This window comes from Thalassotalea mangrovi (assembly GCF_005116735.1).
Classification (GTDB): domain Bacteria; phylum Pseudomonadota; class Gammaproteobacteria; order Enterobacterales; family Alteromonadaceae; genus Thalassotalea_A; species Thalassotalea_A mangrovi.
This window is the reverse complement of sequence record NZ_SWDB01000009.1, coordinates 81,551-103,814: the sequence shown is the minus strand read 5'-3', so window position 1 is coordinate 103,814 and position 22,264 is coordinate 81,551. Positions and strand designations below refer to the sequence as shown.

Genomic DNA, 22,264 nt, shown 5'->3' with positions numbered 1-22,264 from the left:
CTTTGCTCAGCAATTGGCACCACATCAATAAACAGTGCCGATTGTCCTCAATGACAATTAAGTTTTAAGGACATTTCATGATCCATAGTATGACCGCCTTTGCCCGTAATGAAATTAAGGGCGACTGGGGCAATGCCGTTTGGGAAATCCGCTCGGTAAACCAACGTTTTCTCGAAACCTTTTTCCGCATGCCAGAACAGTTCCGCTCACTAGAACCGATTTTACGTGAGCGCTTTCGTAAGCAGCTAAATCGTGGCAAAGTCGAATGCAGCTTGCGTTTTACAGCCAATCCGGCAGCAAAAAGCAATCTAACCCTGAATACCAAAATGGCTGAGCAGCTAGTAGCGCATGCCAAGACAATCTCTGAGATGAGCGGTGTACAGCAGTTAGACCCTGTCTCTATTATGAAATGGCCAGGGGTGATGGAAGCCGAAGAAACCGATATGGATGCCATCTCGGCTGAGCTATTAGCTGGCTTTGATAAAGCCCTGGAAGATTTCAAAGCCGCTCGCGCCAGCGAAGGCAAGAATATGGTAGCGCTTATCATCGAACGCCTGGAAGGCATTGCCGCTCAGGCCGAAGCCGTGAAAAAGCAAATGCCGGACATCATCCAATGGCAGCGGGATCGCATTGTTGAGAAGTTTAACGACGCCAACATCGAACCAGACTCCGGCCGCGTAGAACAGGAACTGGTACTGCTGGCACAGAAAATGGATGTCGACGAAGAAATCGACCGCCTTTATTCCCACGTCAAAGAAACCAACAAGATCCTCAAAAAAGGCGGCCCACAAGGCCGACGCCTCGATTTCATGATGCAGGAATTCAACCGCGAAGCGAACACTCTGGGCTCCAAATCCATCAACACCGACATCACCGCTGCCGCGGTCGAGCTTAAGGTTTTGATAGAGCAGATGAGAGAGCAAATTCAGAATATCGAGTAAAGTTGCTCAATATTTTCAATGTATGCTCTCAATTCGGTAGTATTAATCTAAAGCGATGAGAAACGATTAAGTTAATTATGATTTATCTGGATACAGCTGCTTCATACCCGCTTTTACCTGAAGTAAAAGACACTCTAAGCCGAGCATTTACTGAATTTTATGCTAATTCTGCGTCGAATCACTTTTTAGGTGAGATCGTATCTCAAAAAATAGAAGGCGTACGAGAGCTTTTGGCAGATGAAATTGGAGCTTACCCAAGTGAGATTATTTTTACCAGTGGTGCAACTGAGTCAAATAATATCGCGCTCAAAAGCACTCTGCTCCATCCAGACTTCCCCAAAGATAAGAAACATATTGTTACCACACAGATAGAGCATAAATGCATGTTTGCGATATGTAGCTACTTAGAGACTCTGGAGTTCGATGTAACATATATCGCCCCAAACAAAAGTGGCGTAATTGAGGCAAGTAAGGTTAAAGAAGCACTGCGGCCAGATACTGCTTTAGTGTCGGTAATGCACGTTAACAATGAGCTAGGAACGATAAACCCGATCGCAGAGATTGGCGAAGCTTGCTTTAATGCAGGCGTACTATTTCATAGTGATGCTGCTCAAAGCTTTCAAAAAGTAGGCATCGACGTAGATGAACTGAATGTGGATTTGATGTCTTTTTCTGCACATAAAATAGGCGGCCCTAAGGGAATTGGCGCTATTTACATTCGCGATTTAAGACAAAAGCATCTTACACCGGTTGTTCATGGAGCAGGTCAAGAAGCTGGCCTGAGAGGAGGTACGGTCGCTGCTCCTTTAATTATTGGTTTTGGTAAAGCGATTGAATTATTTTCTGAGCGTTATCGTGGATTTTCAAAAAACGAGATAAAGTCGAAATTTTTAGACCTACTAAAAGCTTCTGAAATTAACTTTCAGGTGAATGGTCTTTCAAATTCGCTACCTCATTGTCTTTCGTTAACATTACCCAAATTAAATAGTAGTAAATTGATAAGGGCTAACGAACGTATTCTATGCTTGGCCCAAGGCTCTGCATGCTCGTCTAAAGAGATTGAAGCATCCCACGTATTAACTGCTATTGGCTTAAATAGAGGCCTTGCAGATAAGACTTTCAGAATAAGCTTCCCTTTAGACGTTAAGGAGATAGATTTAAATATTATTGTTGATTCAATCAAAAAAGCCTCATTGGAAATATGAGGCTTTTAAGTCACGTATTTCTATTTATAGCAAGTGACACACGCGCCCCCGCCTTCCAAAGAATCATACATCTCATCTAAATCAGAAAACTCACAAAAGCCTTCAATATCTCCTAATAATGCATTTCTACGTTTTTTCTTTAAAAAACGAGCTTTTTGCTTTTCATGGTTGTTCATAATTCTTTGCTGAACTTCAGGATCTTCAAGTGTATCTAATGGCTGCCCTTGTCCCATCCAATAGAACCTCTCACCGACCGTGGTATTCGTATCATCACCTTTTTCAAAATCTTTTGCTTGTTCGAAAAGATCCGGGTGTTTGTCTTTAAGTTTCAACCACTCAATTTTTCTTTGATAAAAACAAAATGTACAACCAGATCGAGAGCGCCATTTATAATATTCAGGAAGCTCTAAGCCATTTCTTTGCAGGATATTTTCAATATCTGATTTAACAATACCATCTTCTCTGAACGGAAAAATTGATTTAATCGGTTTTTCAATTGTCATGAACCCGCTTCTGTCAGGTTCGTCTGCTCGAATACCAACATAATTGTGGATTTCATAGCCATCGGCAATAAATTCGTCAACCCACTTTTCAAATGGCTTTAACTTTAATTGAACAGTACACCAACGGTCGCGCTGAGAGGGTAAGTAATTACCATGCTCTTTTAGTAAATTTTTAAACGTCTTTTCGCCTCTACCGTCTATGTTATTGAGAGACCGAGCATTTAACTTATGTATATAGCCAAGTTGCTGTTCCAGCTTAATAATGAAATCATTAGTTTCCGGTAGCTCATATCCTGTATCAGTAAAAAAATACTCAATATCTAGATCTGGCCTAGTTTCTTTTACATACAAAGCCAAAGCACTACTGTCTTTTCCACCAGATAAACCTAAAACATGCTTTATTTTTTTAGCCACTTACTTGCTCCTTTTCAGTTTCTTCCATGATAGATGAAAGGATATTTGTAAGCGCCGCTAGTTGTTTATCTTTGGTCATATTGCCAATGGATAACTTTACATAATCAATGGCAGATTGAACTTCACCTGATTGCTCTATATCAAATTTAGTGAACCCTTCATAAGATCTAAGTGAACCATCTTTCTCTTTTGTTATAAACGAAACTACCTTAGTATCATTGTCTGACTTTATAGCGCCAAATGATTCTATTCTTAAAAATTGAATGCATAAATTGCGCAACTCATCTAATCCATTTCTCAGATGCTTATCGGTCCAATTTGCTTCAGGAACACCTGTAGCAAGACTTATAACAAATTCAAATTTATAATTACCAGAAACGTACTTCCCCAGCCTCGCTGCGAACTCCTTCAAAAGAGGTGTTTTAGCTACTTTGTCAACTAACGTGCAACGAGCCTTCAGATTGTCATCGAACTCGGCAGACAGGTTAGATAAAATAACTTGCTTATAGCCAGCTAATAACGTTTCATGTTGTGTCGATAATTCTTGAATAGCTTTTTTCAATGAGCTACTAAGTTTTTCACTAGCGTCTTTTTCTTCAACATCTATAGAGAATATTTTGGGCAAATCTTCGAGTATTAACTTGTATGGATCATTGGCTGATATCACTTTGTTTCTGAATGCCCGTGCTTCAAGTGACAGCTCATTGACACCATTCTCATTTATAAAGCTTTCACCACTTGTTTTCTTAACCCACGGCTTTAATGAATGAACGATTTTTACAATATGCTTGGCAATTCCCAAAATATTCTCATCAGTTTTATTAACTCCTATAGTTGCTACAGCTAGCGTATCTATTAAATGAGTTTGTATTTCTGAAATTTCAAAGTAACGTATACCGGCTTCTACGGGGTGCTTATATATCTTCGTAACTAATTCTTCATCCAGTTCAGGTATAAAAATATACTGCTTTGTTGAATCTAAGTCGTAGAAAGCAATTTGCCCTTCTAGTGACTTCAATAGTGCTAAACCATATAAACGGCACAATCCAGACGTGAGACCAAACGGAGGTTTCATCCAGCGTTCGTATAGTTTGTCCATGGTGATCATTTCATCGCTAGATTTGATGAAATTAACTCCATCTAACCAAAGCTCATGCATGTGAGAATGTTTTTGAATAGATTCTTTACTCCATTTATTAGGGAATACAAAACCCTCATCAGTTTCACAATGCCAACCATGCTTTTTAATGCAAGATAGATAAATTCCTTTCTCTGGGGGAAAGGATGAATCTTCAAAACCTAAATTCTCCTGATCCCCATTTTCTAGCATATACCTCATTAATTTTCTAATCGCACTATTCGCGCTTCCAGATGGTTTTGCTCTATTAACTAGTTCGTTTAAAACTGCCGGTGATTTACAATAAACTAAATCCGCTATATAAGAAGCGATAGAGGGCAAAGATTCTTGAGTTACTTGTTTTGAGCAGTATTCCCATCTTGCTTTTTCAAATGAGCTTTCAAGTTCGACTGCTGACTTATGTTCAAGAATTGCTTTTCGTTTTTTGATATTTTGCTGTGCGATGGGGTCGTGAACCAAATCCTCATCATCTTCTTCGATCTTCTTCAAAGCGATCAGCTCAGTTGCATATTCTTCGAGGCGGCTATAATCTTCGATAAAGCCAATGCAAATATGTTGGTAAGCTGGAGTTTCCTTCAAAAGATTTTGTAATGTTGCAAACATATTTCTATCGACTGCAAGCAAAAATGTTAGAAATGGTTCAGCGCTAGTTGGAGTTTTAGATACAAACTCTGGTGTTATATCTTTAATATCGTTAACGAGTCTTGCATTAGCCCATCTCATAACTCCAACTTTGTGATAATGAGCAGTTGCTAAATAGACTTTTTTAGAGTCGTATTCTTTTAACCAGTTAACCCCTTTATTTAAAGCTTTAACATGCTTTAAGACCAACTCCTGGACGTCAAGGTCTCCTCCTTGAAATATAACAACCGAATCGTTTTGCTTTCTTGGAGATAAAATTCGAGCTTCAATTAAATCATGCAAAGCATTTTCAACATTTACACGCTCGAATCCTGCTAATTCGTAGTAATCTAGAATTAGCGCTCGTTTAGCATGTATACCGGTATTTTTTTGCCCAAAAACACTAATTAGTGCAACAAGTTTAGTGATATTTAATTGCAATTTACTATTTAAACTACTTGCTCTATCAATAGAATTAAGTGCTTCATTCCATTTTTTACTTTCGGAAGAAGCTTCTAACAGGTGCTGATAATTATCCTCGAGGCAATTCCATAGGTTTTCGATGTCGTATAGCTTTGTAGGTGATTCGTTATTGCTATAGTTTTCCTCAATAAACTCTCTAAAACCGTAGCGTTCAAATGAATTAAGAAATCCGAACAGGCTCCTCTCGTTTTGAGCGAAACTACTAGATTTAAAAATTGGGCCTAATAAAGCACTTACCATTGGTTCCATTGGAAGTGCCTCTCGCAGTGCCCTGGCCTTTAGTTCACTGCTATGAGTTGCATTTTGATCACTTAAGTGAGTAGCAATAAGTCTTACTGAGTCTAACGAATCTTCAACTAACTGTTTTTGCAGTTTCTTTTCAATATCAATTGAGTCGCCGATCAATTGAATTGATTCATCAACACTCGGGTTATATCCAAAATCTTTATATCGGCCTTGAACCTTTTTCCATTCTTCTCTCTTCTTTATTGATTCTTCATTATAATACTCTGCAAAACCTTGATGGAGAAAACCGATTAAAATCACGGGATACTCAAGTTTTTGTATAATGTCAGCAAGATCTTGGAAAAAGTGAATATCTCTGTTGTAGCGCGATTGATAATCAAAAGCTTTGCCAAGTTCATCAATTAATATCAACAGACCATCTGAATTCAGGTCAATAGAGTTAAAAACGAACTCGATTTGTTTTAAACATTGCGAATCGGTTAGCTTTTCAATATTTACTATTTCTACATTAACTGCTTTTGATATTGACGATAAAATTGCTTGGGCTGGTGGCTCTATACCACATACGTGGCTGATTGATTTCCAGCCTTTTTCTAGACCAAAGCTATTTTGAATTTCAAGAGAGTTTACGCCTGCTTGCTCTAATTTTAATGAAGCTAAATCACGAACGCCGGGATCAGAAGACAACAAATAAGATAAATATAAAGCGACAGTAGACTTACCGGTACCGTAGGTACCAGTAACTGTAAACATTCTTTGAGCACTGCCCGAAAACTCTTTACTAAGGCCCGTTATGAATTTTATAGAAGTATCATGAGCAACGAAGGAGTTAATAAAGCTTGTAACGTTATTTGATGACGATTTAGCATCTATTCGCGTTGAGCTTTTGTAACTTTGCTTTAATTTTATAGGGGGATTCATAATTAAACTCCGTAAAAGCTTTTTGACAACAATGTAATTCCTGCCTCAGTTATATTTTTATCTACTTTTATTTCTCTAGAATTTGCACCTTCAACCCAACTGATGCCTGTTGTCAGCTCACACGCTTCATCCAGCTTATAACCCAATCCATTCGCGGAGAGTCTAAATATACGACCAGGGGAACCAGGTTCCTTTAATATTGTTTCAAAATTAATGACTTCGCGTTTTGAAATCTTTGTTTCTTGTTTAAAAAATTCAGCTAACGCAAAAATAAAAACTTCCGTGGCTAAATCAGGCCTTTCAGTAAGTTCACTTGAGTAGTTTCCATTACCTAAATCTGCTACTAAATTTAATTCAGATAGAGGGCTTACAAAGTCGTCTTCGTTAATAATATTCTTCTTACCACTAGCTTTTCGTTTTCCACAATAATTTAATAGAAAGCAATCTATGTCTTTCTTTAGTGTTGCTTCATTGAACAGACTGTTACTGACTAACTTTTCTGATTTTTTGATACACTCTCTCAAAAGAATTGACTTTTCAAAGTGTTGCAAAGCTGAGAAATTATAGAAAAACCGGTAAGCAGTTAGAGATGATAAATCACGATTCAGTAAGTAGTGAATTAACCAAATGGAAGATTTTTTTTCTAAATAGGGATCCCTCGCTGAATTTAAACTCCCCTCTGAAAAAAGATACTTCCCAAATGCAGTGAGTTCATTTTCATTTACGACACCGCACATCTTTCCCCAGTAGCAAATAGAGTCAACCATATTTTTACCCACGCCAAGCTCAACAATTGATTGAGGAGCCTCAAGCTTACTAGTTGACGGTAATTTATCTTTACTATTCACATAGTTAGCTAGCTTATAAAGCCATCCGTACCTTAGAGGGAAAGTTTCGTGACCTGAAAATTTTGCTTGCATTGCTTATTTGTGCTCCTGGAGAAATCGTCCAGGCGTAATACTATACCGCCATTCGCTAATAATAAAGGAATATGTCATAAAACATTGTATAAATAGACAGTGGTTTCGGGGGGGGGAATTCATAAATACACTGAGAGCAAGAGTTGCTATTGTTATTTTCGTTGTTTTTGTTACCTTAAGCCCTTCAAGTCTCAATTACAGTAAGCTTGAGCGTGCATCGATACGGATAGATGCACTAAATATGCACGGAGCCCTATGTCTTCCTTAAAACAACTTGGCTTAAAGAATGTTTACCGTACAGGCCATGACAACCTCTATACAGATTTCTATAGAAAGTCTTTAGCTGCATCTGCTTCATACGATAGAGCCGTAGGTTATTTCTCTTCTGAAATTCTAGCGATGAGCTCAAAAGGGCTCAGCAGACTTATATCATCAAATGGAAAAATGCGCCTTATTATCGGTCACCCATTAACAGATGAGGAATTTGACGCCGTTAAACACGGTCTGGCATTAAAAGCTGTAGTTGCAGATTTATCTCTAAAACTAGAAGAAATGCTTGAAAGTTCTAGTGACAAATATCCTAGGCTAGAATTATTGTCTTGGCTAATTGCATCTGGGAAATTGGAGATAAAATTTGCCTTACGCAGGGCTGGGATGTACCACGAAAAAATTGGTATTTTTAGAGACCTCGAAGGAAACATTGTTGTTTTTCAAGGCTCGGCAAATGAAACTCCTCATGGAATGGTTGCAGGCTATAACGCTGAATCGATAAGTGTTTATAAAAGCTGGGAACAAGAAATATTTACTGCATATGGCGAAGAATATTTAAGCGGCTTTGAAAGGCTTTGGAAAAATGAAGAAATAGAAATAGTCACCTTAGATATTCCTTCAAGTACTTACGATAAAATCTCAAAAAGCTTAAAAGTTGATGCTAGCCAAATTAATTCTTTAATTGAATTTGAAGAAGAGCTTGAAGCACGTCAATCAACTTCTACAAATCAAGAGCCCAAGGTACCACAAAAGATAGGCTCAAAAACATTTAATATTTACGACCATCAAAAAGACGCACTATCATTGTGGAAGAGCAATAGTTTTAAAGGGATTTTAAAATTAGCAACTGGCTCTGGTAAAACGATCACCTCAATATATGGTGCAGTAAAAATTTATGAGGCCAAGAAAAAGAAGGGGCAACAACTCTTTTTAATAGTAGCTGTCCCTTATGTTGAACTTGCAATACAGTGGATTGACAATTTAAAGCTCTTTGGAATTAATGCGCACGAATGTTTCGATTCCAAAAGCAGCTGGGCTACATCGCTCGAAAATCAGGTAAATTACTTCAATTCTGGAATCACAAATTTTTGCGCAGCAGTAGTTGTAAACAGAACTTTAACAACACCATATTTCCAATCATTACTAAACTCGATTGATGAAACATCTTTAATGTTGATTGGGGATGAGTGCCATAATCATGGCTCTAAAAATATAAACGCTCTATTGCCAACTGCTTATTATCGAATGGGGCTATCAGCTACTCCATTTAGAAGCGACGATGACGAAATAGACTCGCCATTCCCTAACGATGCTAAACAAAGGCTTCTTTCCTATTACGGAGATATCGTTGCGACTTACGGATTAGATGACGCTATCCACGATGGCGTATTGACTCCGTACGAATACCATATTATTCCAATTTTTCTAACCCTTGAAGAGCAAGAAAAGTATGAAGACATCTCTAAAAAAATTACGAAAATCATTCTAACACAACAAACCTCAGGTTTAAGTAAGGAAGATAGAGAAAACCTTACTAAATATTGTGGCCAAAGAAGCCGACTTTTAGGTTCAGCCCAGAACAAACTAATCAAGCTAGCTGAATTAACTGCTAATGTGCCGGAGAATGACAAGACTCATTCGCTCTTTTATGCCGGTGAAGGGAAACCTTTCGGTGAGTATGAAGAAGAAGATATAAAGGTCATCGATCAAGTGTCCAAGGTATTAAATAAAAATGGTTGGAAAACATCTCAATTTACTGGTGATGTATCACGACAAGATCGAAAGTTCTTAATGTCTGCATTTAAAGATCAAAGTATAGATGCCTTAGTTGCAATGAAAGTATTAGACGAAGGGATTGATGTACCTGCTTGCAAAACAGCATATATTCTCGCAAGTACTAAAAACCCAAGGCAGTACGTTCAGCGTCGAGGAAGAATATTAAGAAAGTCTGAAAACAAACACATAGCAAAAATATATGACTTTGTAGTATTACCCGCTAACGATAGTAATGCTTCTCAGAAGTTAAAGATATCTGAAGCTGAACGTATAAACGATTTCGCGTTACTAGCGGTTAATAAAATTGAAATTGAAAAACTGATTGAGGAGCATGGACTTAGTTATGACATCACTTGAAGAGATTAAAAAACAACTTCTTGAAGCCGAAAAAGAAGCTGATGTTCCTCGAGACCAATATCACGATCTTGCAAGGAAAATTGTAAACATAGAAAGGCAGTCATTTTACGGCGAAGACAGTGAAAGAAACAGACTTAAGAAAATTAGGGAAGAAATCGACGCGACTGTAAAAAGAGGTGGCAACAGTGAAGTTTAGGAAGATTAAATTAAAACATTTCCGTCAATTCTATGGCGAGCAATGCATTGAATTTTCAACAAACAACAATAAAAATATCACGTTAATTCATGCAGAAAATGGCACTGGAAAAACAGCTTTTTTAAATGCAATTCTGTGGTGTTTTTACGAAATAACTACGAGTAACTTTAAAGATCCTAAAGCACTTCTAAATAAAATAGCTAAAAGTGAAAACTCCAATAGTTATAGCGTTGCCATAGAGTTTGAAGATGATAAAAATAGAATTTATGAGACTATAAGGTCATTTGATAGCAATGGACAAAAATTTAGAGTTTTTGAGATCATCGATGGCTCACATACACCTATTGATAACCCTAATTCATTTATAAATTCTGTTATCCCTAAAGATATGGCTAAATACTTTTTCTTCCAAGGTGAAGGGATTGGAAAAATGTCAGGCTCTAAAGGAGGATCTGTAGTAAAAACTGCAGTAAGGGAAATATTAGGATTTACAATAGCAGAAAAAGCATTAGAAGACATTGTATCTATAAAGCGGACATACCAAAGGTCACTTTCTGCTGCCGACAAATCAGGACTACTTTCCAAATTACAAAATGAAATAATTGCATTAGAAAATGCAATTGAAAGAAATACTAAGCAATTAGAAGACTATACAAAATCAATAGCGATGTACGAAGAGAAGCTAGCACAAGTTGAAGAAAAGCTAGCTAATTCAGATAGTGCAGTAATTAAGCAAATCCATAGCCAAAGAAAGTCAACAGAAGCTCAGTTAATTAGAGAAAAAAGCCTTCTAAAGACAGCTCAAAACGAAAAGCGAAATCTCGTCACTGAATATGCCACAACAGTATTTGGTTTTGAATTATCCAACTTAGCTTTAGATTTTATAGATGAATCTGAATATAAAGGTACGGTTCCAGCCCCATACAATGAACAACTTGTGACAGATATTTTAAAAGCTAGTACATGCATTTGTGGCAGTGACATTAAGCCCGGTACTGAGGCATTTAGCCGAATTCAAGATATGTTAAAGCAAGCTGCTGATCCGATGCTAGAAAGCAGAGTTAGAAAAGCAAGAGCTCAATTAACTTCAATAAAGAATGACTCATCAAAAGCCAAAAAGCGGTTTAACAATAATATCAAAGCGTTAGCTGATGCAGAATCAGCCATTAGTCAATTAAAAAACGAAATTGATGAATTGACAGTAAAAATTAAAGGGGCAGAAAGTTTAGAAGATATTCAGAGTTTAGAAAGTGAAAGGATGCGTGCTAGAAACAACTTAATTCAAGATGAAAGAGCATCAGAAAGAACCAAAATAAAGATTGAGTCTGATGTAAAAAACCTTGTTCTTAAAAAAGGCGAACTCGGTCGCCTAGATACTTTTTCTTCCGAAATGCAAAAATATCAAACACTTGTTGAGTGTGTTGAAAAGGTTGAAAATATCTTAAAATCTACCCTTTCAAACTCTGAAAAAGATGTTGAAGAAAGATTAATAGTTAAAGTTAACAACTATTTAGAACAATTTGTTCGACAGGACTATAAAGCAAAATTAAATCCAGCAACATTTGACATCCGCTTAGTTGATAAAAATGACCACATAGTTCCTGAAAGTGATGGCCAAGCTCTGCTTCTAAGCTTAACCTTCATCTCATCGCTTATCGAAATTTCTAGAGAGCGGAAAAATGCTAGAGGTCAAATTTTAACTCCCGGAGCAATTGCTCCATTCGTGGTTGATGCACCATTTGGTGACTTAGATAACAAATATAAGGGGCATGTTGCTAAAGCCATTCCAAATTCTGTAGAGCAAGTTATTTTCTTGCTTTCTTCTAGCCACTGGGAAGGTGCAGTGGAAAGTAATATAAGAGATAAAGTTGGTGCCGAATACAATATGGTTTTAGAAGAAACATCAGAGAACATTTCAAAGGCATTAGATTCAATTACTATTCTTGATAAAGAATACGAGACCGTGAGATATGGTGCTCAAGTTGACAGAACAGTATTAGAAAAGGTTGGCTTATATGTTTAAAGAGAACATTGATAAACAGGCATGGAAAAAACTTGCTGTAAAGCGAGATAGAAAAAATGAGCCACTTGTCGAGAAGTTATGCTCAAACAAAGATGGAAGTAAGCCTGTATTTAACTACATAAAAGATCTAATGGTATTTGCAGCTATGGTGGGATTCTCAATAAATAAAAGATTCCCCCTTAGTGGAGACACTGTGTCAATCATATTAGAAACATATGCTACGGACCAAAAAGACGCTTTTATTTATTTGCTAGCACTTATGACTGAAAAAAATGGCGCATGTTTAAAAGATGAGAACTTACTTTCATCTATCAAGATATATGAGGAATACTGCAACGCAGGTCTTGAAGAAATTCAGTTGTGGTTAGATGAAAACCCTGGAGACCATGGAGGCATTGATACGCTGGCTAGTAAAATATTTGAGCAAGCAATTGCAAATGAACGCTCTCAGCGTATGGTCGATAATCCCGAAGAGTTAGACGTTGCTTTTTAAAAAATAATTCTAATTCCGAAGAAAAAGCGATAATAGGCTCGCTAAATTGATTGCTCGATTAGAATGTTTTTTTCGTGTTGGATCTTTCTTATTCGAAAGTGGGTGAGAAAGACCTAAAACAGTTGCAGATTTGCATGTATCAAATGATAAAAAGCATAATTTGTTACCCTTACTTCACAGCTAACATATGATTTTAAATAATAGTACAAAATTTAATACGCTCGAGTATTACCGCCAGTTTGTCGAGGATATTCCTGACAAAAGTGGGGTATATTATTGGGTGTATTGGCCTTTTAGAGATACAGATGCTGATAGTGATGATATCGATTTATTGTTGGAACACATTAGAATATTTACTATAACTAATTTGAATTTAGCTGAAGCAAGTAATACCGGATATAAATTTAATGTTATTGTTCAGGAAATTAGATTTAGCGGTGATGAGATTTTCGGATTGAACAATTCAAAAAAAACTAAACTGCTTGCGTTTTTAAAAGAGTCCAAAAGGAATAGGGACTATTTTTTACAGTTTTTAAAAAAGATTTCATTCAGTAGACCATTTTATATAGGAAAAGCTGATAACTTGAAACAACGTTTATCTCAACATTTCCAAAGAAGAAATTCTGAAATTCTTGTTCAGCTTGAAAATCAAAATATACGTGGATCTGACGTACTGATTGGTTATGAAATTATCGAAAATGATTATGATCAAAATGTTAATGTAATATTGGAAGAAATAGCTCAGAGAATAATTAAACCTGGGCTAACAAAAAGGCCTGGATGATGGATGAATTAGACGATTTAAATGGTATTGACTTAAGTTCTAACGAAAATGATGGCATGCTTTTTTCAAATGTATACAAAGTTTTGGAAGGAGGGTTTGAAAGAAATGGCATAGAAACCTACTTGTCATCTGTTAAAGTGGGTTGGCTTGCAAAAGATATAGAAATATTTGAAAAACTAACGGAAGATAAATCTTGGCCTGTAAGTTCAATAATTCAGCGCGAAATTGATGATAGACGTGTAAAACAAATAGCTGAAGAATATATTCTCAAGTCTACAAATAATGTGAAATATTTTCCTCCTATAATTGTGGCGATAGTACCTAGAGAGCCTAATGAGCATATTTCAAAGTTCTTTTCCATCCTCTCTGAGCAGGATATATCATCAAATGAAATAATTTTCAGTAAAAGTGATTTTCCAACTGCACTTAAGGAAAGGTTTTTGGATGCTGAAAATAAGAGCCGAGTCGATGGTCTTTATGTTTTGGACTGGCTTAATTCTCAAGGAAAGCTTGCATTAAGTTGGGATAAAGCAAAAATATATGGAATTGTAATCGATGGTCAACATAGACTTGAAGCGCTAAAATACGCGTTACAAAAGAAGCAAGATGTTGCCAACTATTTACAAGATGTTGTTTTTCTTGATGTATCTAAAAAAGCAAATAAAGAAAATCGAAGTCCTGCCGAAGCTCTTCGGAGAATCTTTATAGATATTAATTATAATGCTAAGCCCGTTTCAAATGCGCGTCGAACTCTAATGGATGACAAAGATTTGTCATCTTTAATAGTTCAATCACTAGTCAACGATGATGACATGAATGGAGAGCGGCTTAACAAGTATTTAGTCCCACAGATAGTTGACTGGCATTCGGAGAATCTTAAGCACTCATATCCTCAAATAACAGGAGTCTTAGTATTACAACAATTAATAGAAGATAATTTTCTTAATGGTGTGAATATAACATCCCTTTCTGATATGAGAACAAGAAATAGAGTCACTCGATTTGTTGAAATTTTAAACACTAAATTTCTCGTTGACGAAAAGATATTATCAAAAGAAAAGTATAGTGGTATTGGAAAATTAGAGGAGTCATACAATGAGTTTAAAGACAAAATTGACAAGGCTCCTAATGGTGGAGGCGCACCAGACGACAAGGAAGATATACTATTTACAATGGATTACAATGTATTGAACGTAGCTAGAGATACTTTTGAAGAGCTATACTCTACTAGCATTGTAAAGTTGTTTAACGAGTTCTCCCCATATAAAAGAGCCGTTGCTATTCTAGATAAAAATAAGGTTTTTGATAATGAATACAACCTCAATCGTTTAGTAATTAAAAATCCTTCTAAGCTTAGCGATGAGCAACGAGAACAGCTTGAAAAATTGCAAACTGAAATGAAAGTAGAGCTTGATCCTAAATTTTATTTAATATTCACTGTGTTGGGACAAAAAGCTTTCTTTAAACACTATTACAAGGAGTTAACGCGATATTTACAATCAAAAACAGTTACTGAAACTGAGGTTTTAACCTTCACTAAATTATGGCTGGATAAAATGAATTTCATAGTTGACAAACTTGTAACTTCGAATTTATTTTCAAAAGATCAGAAATTCTCAGTTCCTCCAGAAATCCAAAGTAAGCATGATGTAGGTGCGAGGGGGATTGTTGCAGGTAGTTTTTGGCAAGGAATTATCTATAATGACCAGAATATTATTTATAACAGGCAAGGTGTTGATGGTTTTGTCGGAGTGTTGAACTTTTTATATAACGTAGCGCATGAAGAAACACTATTGAGAAACGAATCTTTTACTTTGAGTACATGGGATGCTATTCCATACAGCAAAGCTAGAATACACAGGAAAATCAAACAGGATAATCCGGACTTAGAGGAAAGTGAGGTCGAAAAAATAGTTTCATCAATATGGTTGTCAAAACTAGAAACAATTAAAGACTTAGTAAGAAATACTTTCTTCATCTAAGGTCAGTCAAAAAACAGTACTAAATAAATCTCTTCTTGAAAGATTAGTTTAAACACTGCAATGTAGACCTACTTAGACAGTTGATTAAGATGCACTAGTGTGATTACCAAAGGAAACTGACGCTATAATTACCGAGGGACTTTGACGTGATCACACTAGTACAAATGGGCCAATTATACTTGTAACTTGTCTATCCTATATCCGCTGACTTCGTAAAGTTCAGAAAGTAATTGGGAAAATGACCGATAACTAATCTTTAATCTGGATATCTCTTGAACCGATAGGTCATTTAAGATTTTTGAGAGTTTTTTATTAAATGCTTTCTGTTTTTTGAAATCTGCAAAGCTGTTATCGAGGTACACTCCTTTGTTTAGGAGTAGAGGCCTCGAGTTTTTATTAACATAATCAAAAAAATCGACATCCTGATCAGCCATTTTTATTTTTACACGCTCCTTTAATTGTGGAAGTGGGCCGTCATCAAAGCCCTCATAACCAAGCAAGGTAAGCTTTCCCGAATTGATATGAATTTTCACCAATTGGATATCATCCAACTCACCATAAAGCTGAAGGCCTGCATTCACGTAAATACGCAACAATGGCGAGAGTGATTCAATGAACTTTTTATGCAGAGTTAGAGAATGTGGCTCGTCTTCCTCGTAGCCTAATTTACAGGCGGGTAAATAATCTTTTGCTAATAAACATTCTTCTTTGATTTTTTCAGTATCAGCAATGCCAAAAAGGAGTTCTTTGGCTTCATTTTGCGCAGTTTTATAATTTCCGAAGAAGACTTTGACATCTCGCTTTAGGTCATCCGGTTGCTGTGTATAAGGTTTCCGTTTTCCGAATAATTCTAAGGAAAAATAAATGGTTAAGTCTTCTTTGCGCATCTTGGCTGACATTTCAAACTCAGCATAGTCATACCAATCACACACAAGTTTGAAGGCTTTCTTATTTGAACCAATGACTTCCGAAATTTGCTCTGACAGCGAAAATTCCTCGGAGGATGGACAGCGGCCGTAGGCTAAGCATGCCAGCCAAAAGGATTCGAGTAAGTCACTATGCTTTGTAAACAGTAATCGGACTTTTTCTTCGCTAGTCGGAATTGGCGCAGTTTTTTGCTGCCATTGATAGTGACGCTTATTTCGGTTTTGCAGAAATTGTTGTTCTAGTTTTTTATCCTTAAATACGTAGTAAATGCCTGGAGCTACGGCAATAGCTTCTGTATCGACGATTTTTTCGATGTAACATTTAAGTTCGGCTTGGTTGAAGTATTTTTGGAAAGTATTTCGCGAAGTGATAACACCGTCTTTGTATGGGGTGAATTGTGCCAAGTATGACTCATTAGCTAACATGGCTGATACAACCAATAGCTTGTTTGTCAGCTCCCAGGCATTGAATACTGCTTCAATACGTTCATCCTGGTCTTCGATTACATTAATCACGTAGCCGATATTTACTAGGTCTGAGGTTACCTTGTCCGCATCCGGCCTAAATTTGGGGTCCCATCCCAGGGCATCTAAACCATGAGCTTCCAGCTCTCTTAAGTCATCTCCTCGTCCACACCCATAATCAAAAACGGAATACTCGCCATTGAGGAAACCATGTTTTGCCAGATTTTTCATCGGCGCGGATAGTTCATGGCGAACTAATGCGGTTTTATGGCGGTCTATTTGAGTATCATCACTACTAGCGCCGTTGACCTGTTCCACAGCTGATTTTCTGAATAATCGGCCATCTACAAGTGCGTAGCCATGTTTATCGATTAGTCTCGCCCATGAGTCTTTAAAACCGATCATTCGAGAGCTTTCATACAAACCCGCGTTTTCGCCCTCTTGAGTTAACATACAAAAATGAGAGTGATACTTGTGTGATTCAGGGATCATTAACTCTTTGCGGTGCAAAATGGGGGGATTATCAGAGTTTTCGTATTGGGTAACCGTGTGAGTCAATTTAGTGAGATCAACGGTTATGCTTCGTGTTAATGCTGGATATGAGTCTTCAAAAAAATCAGGGTAACTTAGAAGGGATAATTTAAATTCTTTCTTGAATACTTTAACAAGATTCCAACTATCTTCTTCTATTTTGAGCGCTTTGGATACTGTTCGGACAAATTTGGTTAAAGGGGCTGGCGCTTGCTCAAACGCATCGATATGAAAATAGACGGCATCAGGCAACACTTTACCGACTTCAACTTGTTGAACAAGCTCTTTAAATTGGGAGTGATTCATTCAGTAACCTCGGCCGCAAGTGCAATAGCATCTTCACCAAAAGCTTTTCTCCCAGGTATTCTTCGCCCATTTTTACTGATACCCATTACTTGCAAGTGTTTAGCGTTTTCTTGTCCAACACTAATATGTATCGGCCTGTCTGCTCCATAATAATAAAGCTTATCAAATGATAAGTTATTAACTATATAGCCCATGATTTCATCCATGCACTGTTCGAATCCCTTTATTAAAAAATCACAAGCTAAGCCGTTTCGATCGCAAATTAAATTATCTGCAGTATTTACCTCGGACCCTGAATGTTGATCAATGGAAGGGTAAGTTCCTTGAGGGCTGTGCTTTTGAATATGCCGGTTTAATTCCGCAGAGACAAAGCCATAGGTAATGTGCAATTCGCCGAACGTTCTTTCTAAAGGAATTAAGATTTGTTCTACCAGGTCGATAAGAGAATTCAATGTATTCTCTTTTCTAGGCCAGTTATCTGCCGATAAGTCGTGTTTTCCAACGTGCCAGTTTATTACTTTCGCAGCTATTGGGTGATTCAATAAAAGCTTTCGGTCATGGAGGGTATAAAGGAAAGCATTTCCTTTTTTTATGTACTGCAGCTCTCCCGCTGTTCTCATGTGCATCAGTTCACAATCAGTTATTCCTAATAAAAGCTTGGTTTCTTTCGATGAAAATGTCAGAGAATTCGGCATAAGTCGCTTAATCAGTATTGCTTAATTTATATATAACATGATTAAGTGAATTGGTCAGGGATTTAACCTCTTGCTAGATAACACTAAAACACTATATTCTGATTGAACTAAGTGGAACTTAGCAGTAACTAAACAAGGAAAAGGAATAGTTGTAGCAAATGGAAAACAGAAAACTTGCGGTTCTTATCGACTCTGAAAACACCCCTCACTCAAAGTTAAACTTTATCATCGAAGAATTATCGAGCTACGGCCAAATTGTGGTTAAACGTGCTTACGGTGACTTCTCTAGCGACCAGTTAAAAAACTGGAAAAAGCCGTTGAATGAAATTGCTATTCAGCCGCGCCAGCAGTTTGCATATACCACAGGAAAGAATTCTACCGATGCGTTGATGATTATCGATGCGATGGATCTTTTATACAGCAAAAGGTTTGATACTTTTGCCATCGTTTCTAGTGATAGTGATTTCACGAGCCTGGCAACTCGTCTTAAAGAATCAGAGATTCAGGTGATTGGTGTGGGAAAGGGAACAACACCAGTTTCTTTTAAAAATGCGTGTGATGATTTTATTGCTATTGAAGTGTTAGAGCCTAAAGTGGAAGAAGTCCGGGAAAAACCAGCTGCTAAGATACAAGTTTCAAAGGATTTGGAGCAGGAAATATGGCAGTTGATGCATCAGGCTTGGCAAAAGTATCGCAATGATAATGGCTGGGCGGAGCTGATTTCAGCAGGGAAATACTTAAAGCGATTGAAACCAGATTTTGATCCGAGAAACTACGGACTGAACAAGTTATCAGACTTCTTCGATTGTTTTCCGGGGCGCTACGATACGGACAGCAAGAATAATTCACAATTATTATTCAAGCTCATCACCAAAGCTAGCGTCACTAACGCTTAAATTGTGAGGGCAGGTCTTGAATTTCATAGCTTTGCTGCGCAGTTCAAGACTCGTCCTCAATTCGTTCAATCCCCAAGTTAGGCGTTTAGCCGTTTAACGGTTCTTATTAACTTCGATACTCTTTGGCAGATTGTTTTGGAAACCCAGCTCACGATCCTATCAAAAATCCTTATGTACAGAGGGATACGAGCTCTGTAGGGCGAGGGGTAGCAAATAAAAATATTATCCGAAAGCTCAGGTAACCCGGCATGGTTTGTATCTAGTTCTTCTGAACTAGTTTTTTGCGGTTTGGATGCTGTCATATTTTATTCCTTTAAATAGTAAATCCTATGGGTCAGACCCAGCATCTTGCAGGCAATGCGAAATTCAAGACCTGACCCCCAACCTTGTCTGAAATGGAGTTTGGTAGCCTAGCCGCTAGGAGCGTAAGTGTGCTAGGAATGTAATGTGCCAGGAACGAAGTGTGCTAGGAGTACTACGTGCGCTGCTCTACCCTAACATCGCCAAAAACTCATCATGGCTTGGCAGGCTGTCGACGATACGCGAATAACCAGATTCAATTTGCTGTAAGTCAGACATAATTTCCTGAGTGGTAAATTGACGGGTTAACGGGTGTGTGGTTTTCGGTAACATGCCCTGGCCATTCATCACCGATAACCAATTCAGCTCACTGAACAGCTCATTGTTCTCGCGGAACAGGTTGCCGTTTTGCTGGTACATTTCCATCTTATCTTTGAGAGAATCTGGCACATCCATATTGCGACAATAGTTCCAGAATGGGCTGTGGTCGTTATCGGTTTGTTTGTAATGGAGGATAACGAAATCTCGGATTGATGCGATTTCCGCATTGGCAAACCGGTTGTAGGTATCGATATTGGACTGATTAAAGTGTTTGTCCGGGAACAGGCTTAGCAAGCGGAATATCGCCGACTGAATTAACTGCAAACCGGTAGATTCCAGCGGCTCGATAAAACCCGCAGACAAACCAATGGCGACGCAATTCTTTCTCCAGGGCTCCGGTCGGCAGCCATTTACCCAGCGCAATTGATTGGGTTCGGTAATTAACTCTTCTTTAACTAATGACTGCAGCTTTTCTAATGCCTGGTCTTCAGTCATAAAACGACTGGAATATACCAGGCCATTCCCCACTCGATTTTGCAATGGAATTTGCCAGCGCCAGCCATGCTCATGGGCGATGGCTTTGGTGAACGAGTTTACCTGTGGCTGGCTTTTTGATTGGATAGCAACGGCGCTATCGCACGGTAACCAGTGACGCCAGTCTTCGTAACGAGCATGTAAGGTTTTTTCGATAAGCAGTGCTTTAAAGCCAGAGCAATCGATGAAAAAGTCACCGGGAACTTCGCGGCCATCGGTAAGGGTTAAGGATTGGATAAAGCCTTCGTTGTTTAAACGGGCTTGCTCAAATTGTCCTTCAATGCGCTTTACGCCCTTAGGCTCGGCGTATTGGCGTAAATAGTTGGCATATAAAACCGCATCGAGATGGAATGCGTAATTTAAGTGCTTGATCGGAAAGTTTGGGATATTGAGCTTAGGGCTAAACTTATTCTGCTGCGCGGCAAGCCCTTCCATATTGAAATTAACCAGTTCACCGACATCTTCACCGGCTAGTTTGGCTTTCAACCACAATTGATGAAAGGGAACGCCGTTTTTGTTAAGCCCGTATGGGCCAAATGGATGCAGGTATTTGCCGCCTTTGGTCCAGCCTTCAAATTCAATACCTAACTTAAAGGTGGCATTGGTGGCCTTTACCAATTCCTGCTCATTGATGTTTAAAAAACGGTTAAAGTCGTGGATCCCGGGAATCGTCGCCTCGCCAACCGACACGGTGCCAATTTGCTCAGATTCCACCAGGCTGATATTGAAGTGCTCTTGTGGCAGGGTATTGGCAAGCGCTGCGGCGGTCATCCAACCGGCGGAACCGCCGCCGAGAATTACAATATTAAATGGTGACGTTGTTGCATCTGCTCTGGTATCAGTTTTCATTATTGTTATCGATTACTACTTAAGTTGCGTTAATAAGAGCGAAATGGGGTCAGGTCTTGATCCGTGCAGCCAAACTGCGAAATTCAAGACCTGACCCCAATGCATCAAGTTACTAGAAGTTGTATTAGAATCCAACTGTTAAAGGGCCTTAGCAAGTCCTTCAGCCATATTTATCACCTGCTGCATTTGCGCGCCGTTTCGAGATTGATATTCCGCGCCGGTATAACCCCACCAGTCCCAACAGGCGTTGGGATTTAATGGCGCAAAGCTGGATTTGGTTTGCGGGTATAGAACGACAATTTTGTTGGTATCCGCCCAGGCGTTGTAACCGGTGTCGGTAACAAAGGTTTTATCGATTGCCTCGGCATTTTGCTTACAACCATGTAAAGCGATATGTATCCGGCACTCTTCACCGGACATACAGCTTGCCGGAACATAAGCATAACCGGTATCTGCCAGGGTATTATTGGCATTGGCGGCAACAAAATCTTCCTGGTTTATCTCGACAAGTTTGCCGTTAGCGGCCTCTGCTTTGGTATTTAGATCACCATATAAATGTTTAAGTAGGGTGCCCGCGGCATCGTAATTACATTGGTTGATAAAAGGCTCAGCGGTGCTGTCACATGGCACACCCTGGCTTTCAGTCGGGAAACCGTGCCCTGCTTCCATGGCAAATTCGGTTTTTGGCGTCGCACCAAGCTCGGCATAAAAATCGGCGCTTGCCTGAGTGACCTTATCGTTGACGCGATTGTCGGTTGTGCCATGGAAAATCCACACCGGGTGCCCGGCAATATTTGCCAGCGGCGCGATATCGCCCTTTTCTTGGGCTTGTTTTGCAAGCTCAACCAAAGGCGCAATATCCATGGCATTTTCAATGGCCATACATTCACTCAAAGCTGTATTAAGATCGCCTTTGGCGCAACCATATGGGCCACCGGCCAACAGCGCAGCGCCTTTGATTTTATCGGAATAGGCAATGTGCAGCTGATGCGCCATATAGGCTCCGGACGATAACCCGGATACGGTGGTTTGTTGCAAATCCAGATTCAATTCGAGCTCAGGATCTGGACTTGCGCTGCCCTGTTGTTCGCATGCACTGAGGCACACCAGCATCGATGCCATAAGTAATTTTATTTTCATTGTTTGTATCCTTATTGATCGTAAATCC

16 protein-coding genes are annotated in these 22,264 nt (G+C 38.5%); 9 read left to right on the top strand and 7 right to left on the bottom strand.

All coding sequences use genetic code 11. From position 1 onward, the window contains the following. Window positions 1-77 precede the first annotated feature (77 nt). Together E8M12_RS04615 and E8M12_RS04610 are read left to right on the top strand one after the other, a co-directional pair. Complete coding sequence (locus E8M12_RS04615) at window positions 78-941, top strand: YicC/YloC family endoribonuclease (protein ID WP_136734917.1); 864 nt, start codon at window positions 78-80, stop codon at window positions 939-941. A gap of 77 nt (window positions 942-1,018) precedes the next feature. Beyond that, on the top strand, window positions 1,019-2,146 hold the full coding sequence (locus tag E8M12_RS04610) for a cysteine desulfurase family protein (protein ID WP_136734916.1): 1,128 nt from the start codon (window positions 1,019-1,021) through the stop codon (window positions 2,144-2,146). Window positions 2,147-2,166: 20 nt separating this feature from the next. Here E8M12_RS04610 and E8M12_RS04605 read toward each other — a convergent pair whose 3' ends face one another. From E8M12_RS04605 to E8M12_RS04595, 3 genes are read right to left on the bottom strand one after another with little or no spacing between them, the layout of a single operon-like run. Beyond that, entirely contained in the window at window positions 2,167-3,063 is an 897-nt protein-coding gene (locus E8M12_RS04605) for a phosphoadenosine phosphosulfate reductase family protein (RefSeq protein WP_136734915.1), read from the bottom strand. Further along, entirely contained in the window at window positions 3,056-6,472 is a 3,417-nt protein-coding gene (locus tag E8M12_RS04600) for a hypothetical protein (protein WP_136734914.1), read from the bottom strand. The genes E8M12_RS04605 and E8M12_RS04600 overlap by 8 nt, the downstream gene beginning before the upstream one ends. Window positions 6,473-6,474: 2 nt before the next feature. After that, window positions 6,475-7,392, bottom strand: coding sequence for a DUF4007 family protein (locus tag E8M12_RS04595; protein ID WP_136734913.1), 918 nt, complete (start codon window positions 7,390-7,392; stop codon window positions 6,475-6,477). Window positions 7,393-7,647: 255 nt separating this feature from the next. On the opposite strand from E8M12_RS04595, the gene E8M12_RS04590 reads away from it, so the two are divergent. From E8M12_RS04590 to E8M12_RS04565, 6 genes are all read left to right on the top strand, one after another. Further along, entirely contained in the window at window positions 7,648-9,795 is a 2,148-nt protein-coding gene (locus E8M12_RS04590; RefSeq protein ID WP_136734912.1) for a DEAD/DEAH box helicase family protein, read from the top strand. Next, a complete protein-coding gene (locus E8M12_RS04585) occupies window positions 9,782-9,991 on the top strand; it encodes a hypothetical protein (RefSeq protein WP_136734911.1) in 210 nt (69 codons plus the stop codon). The genes E8M12_RS04590 and E8M12_RS04585 overlap by 14 nt, the downstream gene beginning before the upstream one ends. Further along, window positions 9,981-12,014 carry an AAA family ATPase gene (locus E8M12_RS04580; protein WP_169303036.1) on the top strand — a complete coding sequence of 678 codons (2,034 nt, stop codon included), beginning with the start codon at window positions 9,981-9,983 and terminating at the stop codon, window positions 12,012-12,014. The genes E8M12_RS04585 and E8M12_RS04580 overlap by 11 nt, the downstream gene beginning before the upstream one ends. Then, window positions 12,007-12,507 (top strand): DNA phosphorothioation-associated protein 4, encoded by a 501-nt coding sequence (locus tag E8M12_RS04575; protein WP_136734909.1) that lies wholly within the window; start codon window positions 12,007-12,009, stop codon window positions 12,505-12,507. The genes E8M12_RS04580 and E8M12_RS04575 overlap by 8 nt, the downstream gene beginning before the upstream one ends. Window positions 12,508-12,694: 187 nt before the next feature. After that, window positions 12,695-13,291 carry a GIY-YIG nuclease family protein gene (locus tag E8M12_RS04570; RefSeq protein ID WP_136734908.1) on the top strand — a complete coding sequence of 199 codons (597 nt, stop codon included), beginning with the start codon at window positions 12,695-12,697 and terminating at the stop codon, window positions 13,289-13,291. Further along, the gene (locus E8M12_RS04565; protein ID WP_136734907.1) at window positions 13,288-15,273 is read left to right on the top strand and encodes a DGQHR domain-containing protein; all 1,986 of its coding nucleotides are present in this window, start codon (window positions 13,288-13,290) and stop codon (window positions 15,271-15,273) included. Before E8M12_RS04570 ends, E8M12_RS04565 begins: the two co-directional genes overlap by 4 nt. Before the next feature lie 173 nt (window positions 15,274-15,446). Here the strand turns inward: E8M12_RS04565 and E8M12_RS04560 are convergent, their stop codons facing one another. Both E8M12_RS04560 and E8M12_RS04555 read right to left on the bottom strand, forming a co-directional pair. Then, window positions 15,447-17,501: a DNA phosphorothioation-associated putative methyltransferase gene (locus tag E8M12_RS04560; RefSeq protein WP_136734906.1), complete on the bottom strand. Its 2,055-nt coding sequence runs from the start codon at window positions 17,499-17,501 to the stop codon at window positions 15,447-15,449. Next, the gene (locus E8M12_RS04555) at window positions 17,498-18,196 is read right to left on the bottom strand and encodes a hypothetical protein (RefSeq protein WP_136734905.1); all 699 of its coding nucleotides are present in this window, start codon (window positions 18,194-18,196) and stop codon (window positions 17,498-17,500) included. Before E8M12_RS04555 ends, E8M12_RS04560 begins: the two co-directional genes overlap by 4 nt. A 158-nt stretch (window positions 18,197-18,354) precedes the next feature. On the opposite strand from E8M12_RS04555, the gene E8M12_RS04550 reads away from it, so the two are divergent. Further along, window positions 18,355-19,092, top strand: a complete 738-nt coding sequence (locus tag E8M12_RS04550) for an NYN domain-containing protein (RefSeq protein WP_136734904.1) — start codon at window positions 18,355-18,357, stop codon at window positions 19,090-19,092. A 489-nt stretch (window positions 19,093-19,581) separates the two neighbouring features. Here E8M12_RS04550 and E8M12_RS04545 read toward each other — a convergent pair whose 3' ends face one another. Together E8M12_RS04545 and E8M12_RS04540 are read right to left on the bottom strand one after the other, a co-directional pair. After that, entirely contained in the window at window positions 19,582-21,096 is a 1,515-nt protein-coding gene (locus E8M12_RS04545) for a tryptophan halogenase family protein (RefSeq protein ID WP_136734903.1), read from the bottom strand. 138 nt (window positions 21,097-21,234) lie between these two features. Further along, window positions 21,235-22,236, bottom strand: coding sequence for an extracellular catalytic domain type 2 short-chain-length polyhydroxyalkanoate depolymerase (locus E8M12_RS04540; RefSeq protein WP_136734902.1), 1,002 nt, complete (start codon window positions 22,234-22,236; stop codon window positions 21,235-21,237). Between the last annotated feature and the right edge of the window lie 28 nt (window positions 22,237-22,264).

Coding starts and splice junctions, on each gene's coding strand:
- E8M12_RS04575 (WP_136734909.1), top strand. CDS start 12,007: ATGTTTAAAGAGAACATTGATAAACAGGCATGGAAAAAACTTGCTGTA.
- E8M12_RS04550 (WP_136734904.1), top strand. CDS start 18,355: ATGGAAAACAGAAAACTTGCGGTTCTTATCGACTCTGAAAACACCCCT.
- E8M12_RS04610 (WP_136734916.1), top strand. CDS start 1,019: ATGATTTATCTGGATACAGCTGCTTCATACCCGCTTTTACCTGAAGTA.
- E8M12_RS04585 (WP_136734911.1), top strand. CDS start 9,782: ATGACATCACTTGAAGAGATTAAAAAACAACTTCTTGAAGCCGAAAAA.
- E8M12_RS04570 (WP_136734908.1), top strand. CDS start 12,695: ATGATTTTAAATAATAGTACAAAATTTAATACGCTCGAGTATTACCGC.
- E8M12_RS04560 (WP_136734906.1), bottom strand. CDS start 17,501: ATGAATCACTCCCAATTTAAAGAGCTTGTTCAACAAGTTGAAGTCGGT.
- E8M12_RS04590 (WP_136734912.1), top strand. CDS start 7,648: ATGTCTTCCTTAAAACAACTTGGCTTAAAGAATGTTTACCGTACAGGC.
- E8M12_RS04600 (WP_136734914.1), bottom strand. CDS start 6,472: ATGAATCCCCCTATAAAATTAAAGCAAAGTTACAAAAGCTCAACGCGA.
- E8M12_RS04615 (WP_136734917.1), top strand. CDS start 78: ATGATCCATAGTATGACCGCCTTTGCCCGTAATGAAATTAAGGGCGAC.
- E8M12_RS04565 (WP_136734907.1), top strand. CDS start 13,288: ATGATGGATGAATTAGACGATTTAAATGGTATTGACTTAAGTTCTAAC.
- E8M12_RS04595 (WP_136734913.1), bottom strand. CDS start 7,392: ATGCAAGCAAAATTTTCAGGTCACGAAACTTTCCCTCTAAGGTACGGA.
- E8M12_RS04545 (WP_136734903.1), bottom strand. CDS start 21,096: ATGAAAACTGATACCAGAGCAGATGCAACAACGTCACCATTTAATATT.
- E8M12_RS04555 (WP_136734905.1), bottom strand. CDS start 18,196: ATGCCGAATTCTCTGACATTTTCATCGAAAGAAACCAAGCTTTTATTA.
- E8M12_RS04540 (WP_136734902.1), bottom strand. CDS start 22,236: ATGAAAATAAAATTACTTATGGCATCGATGCTGGTGTGCCTCAGTGCA.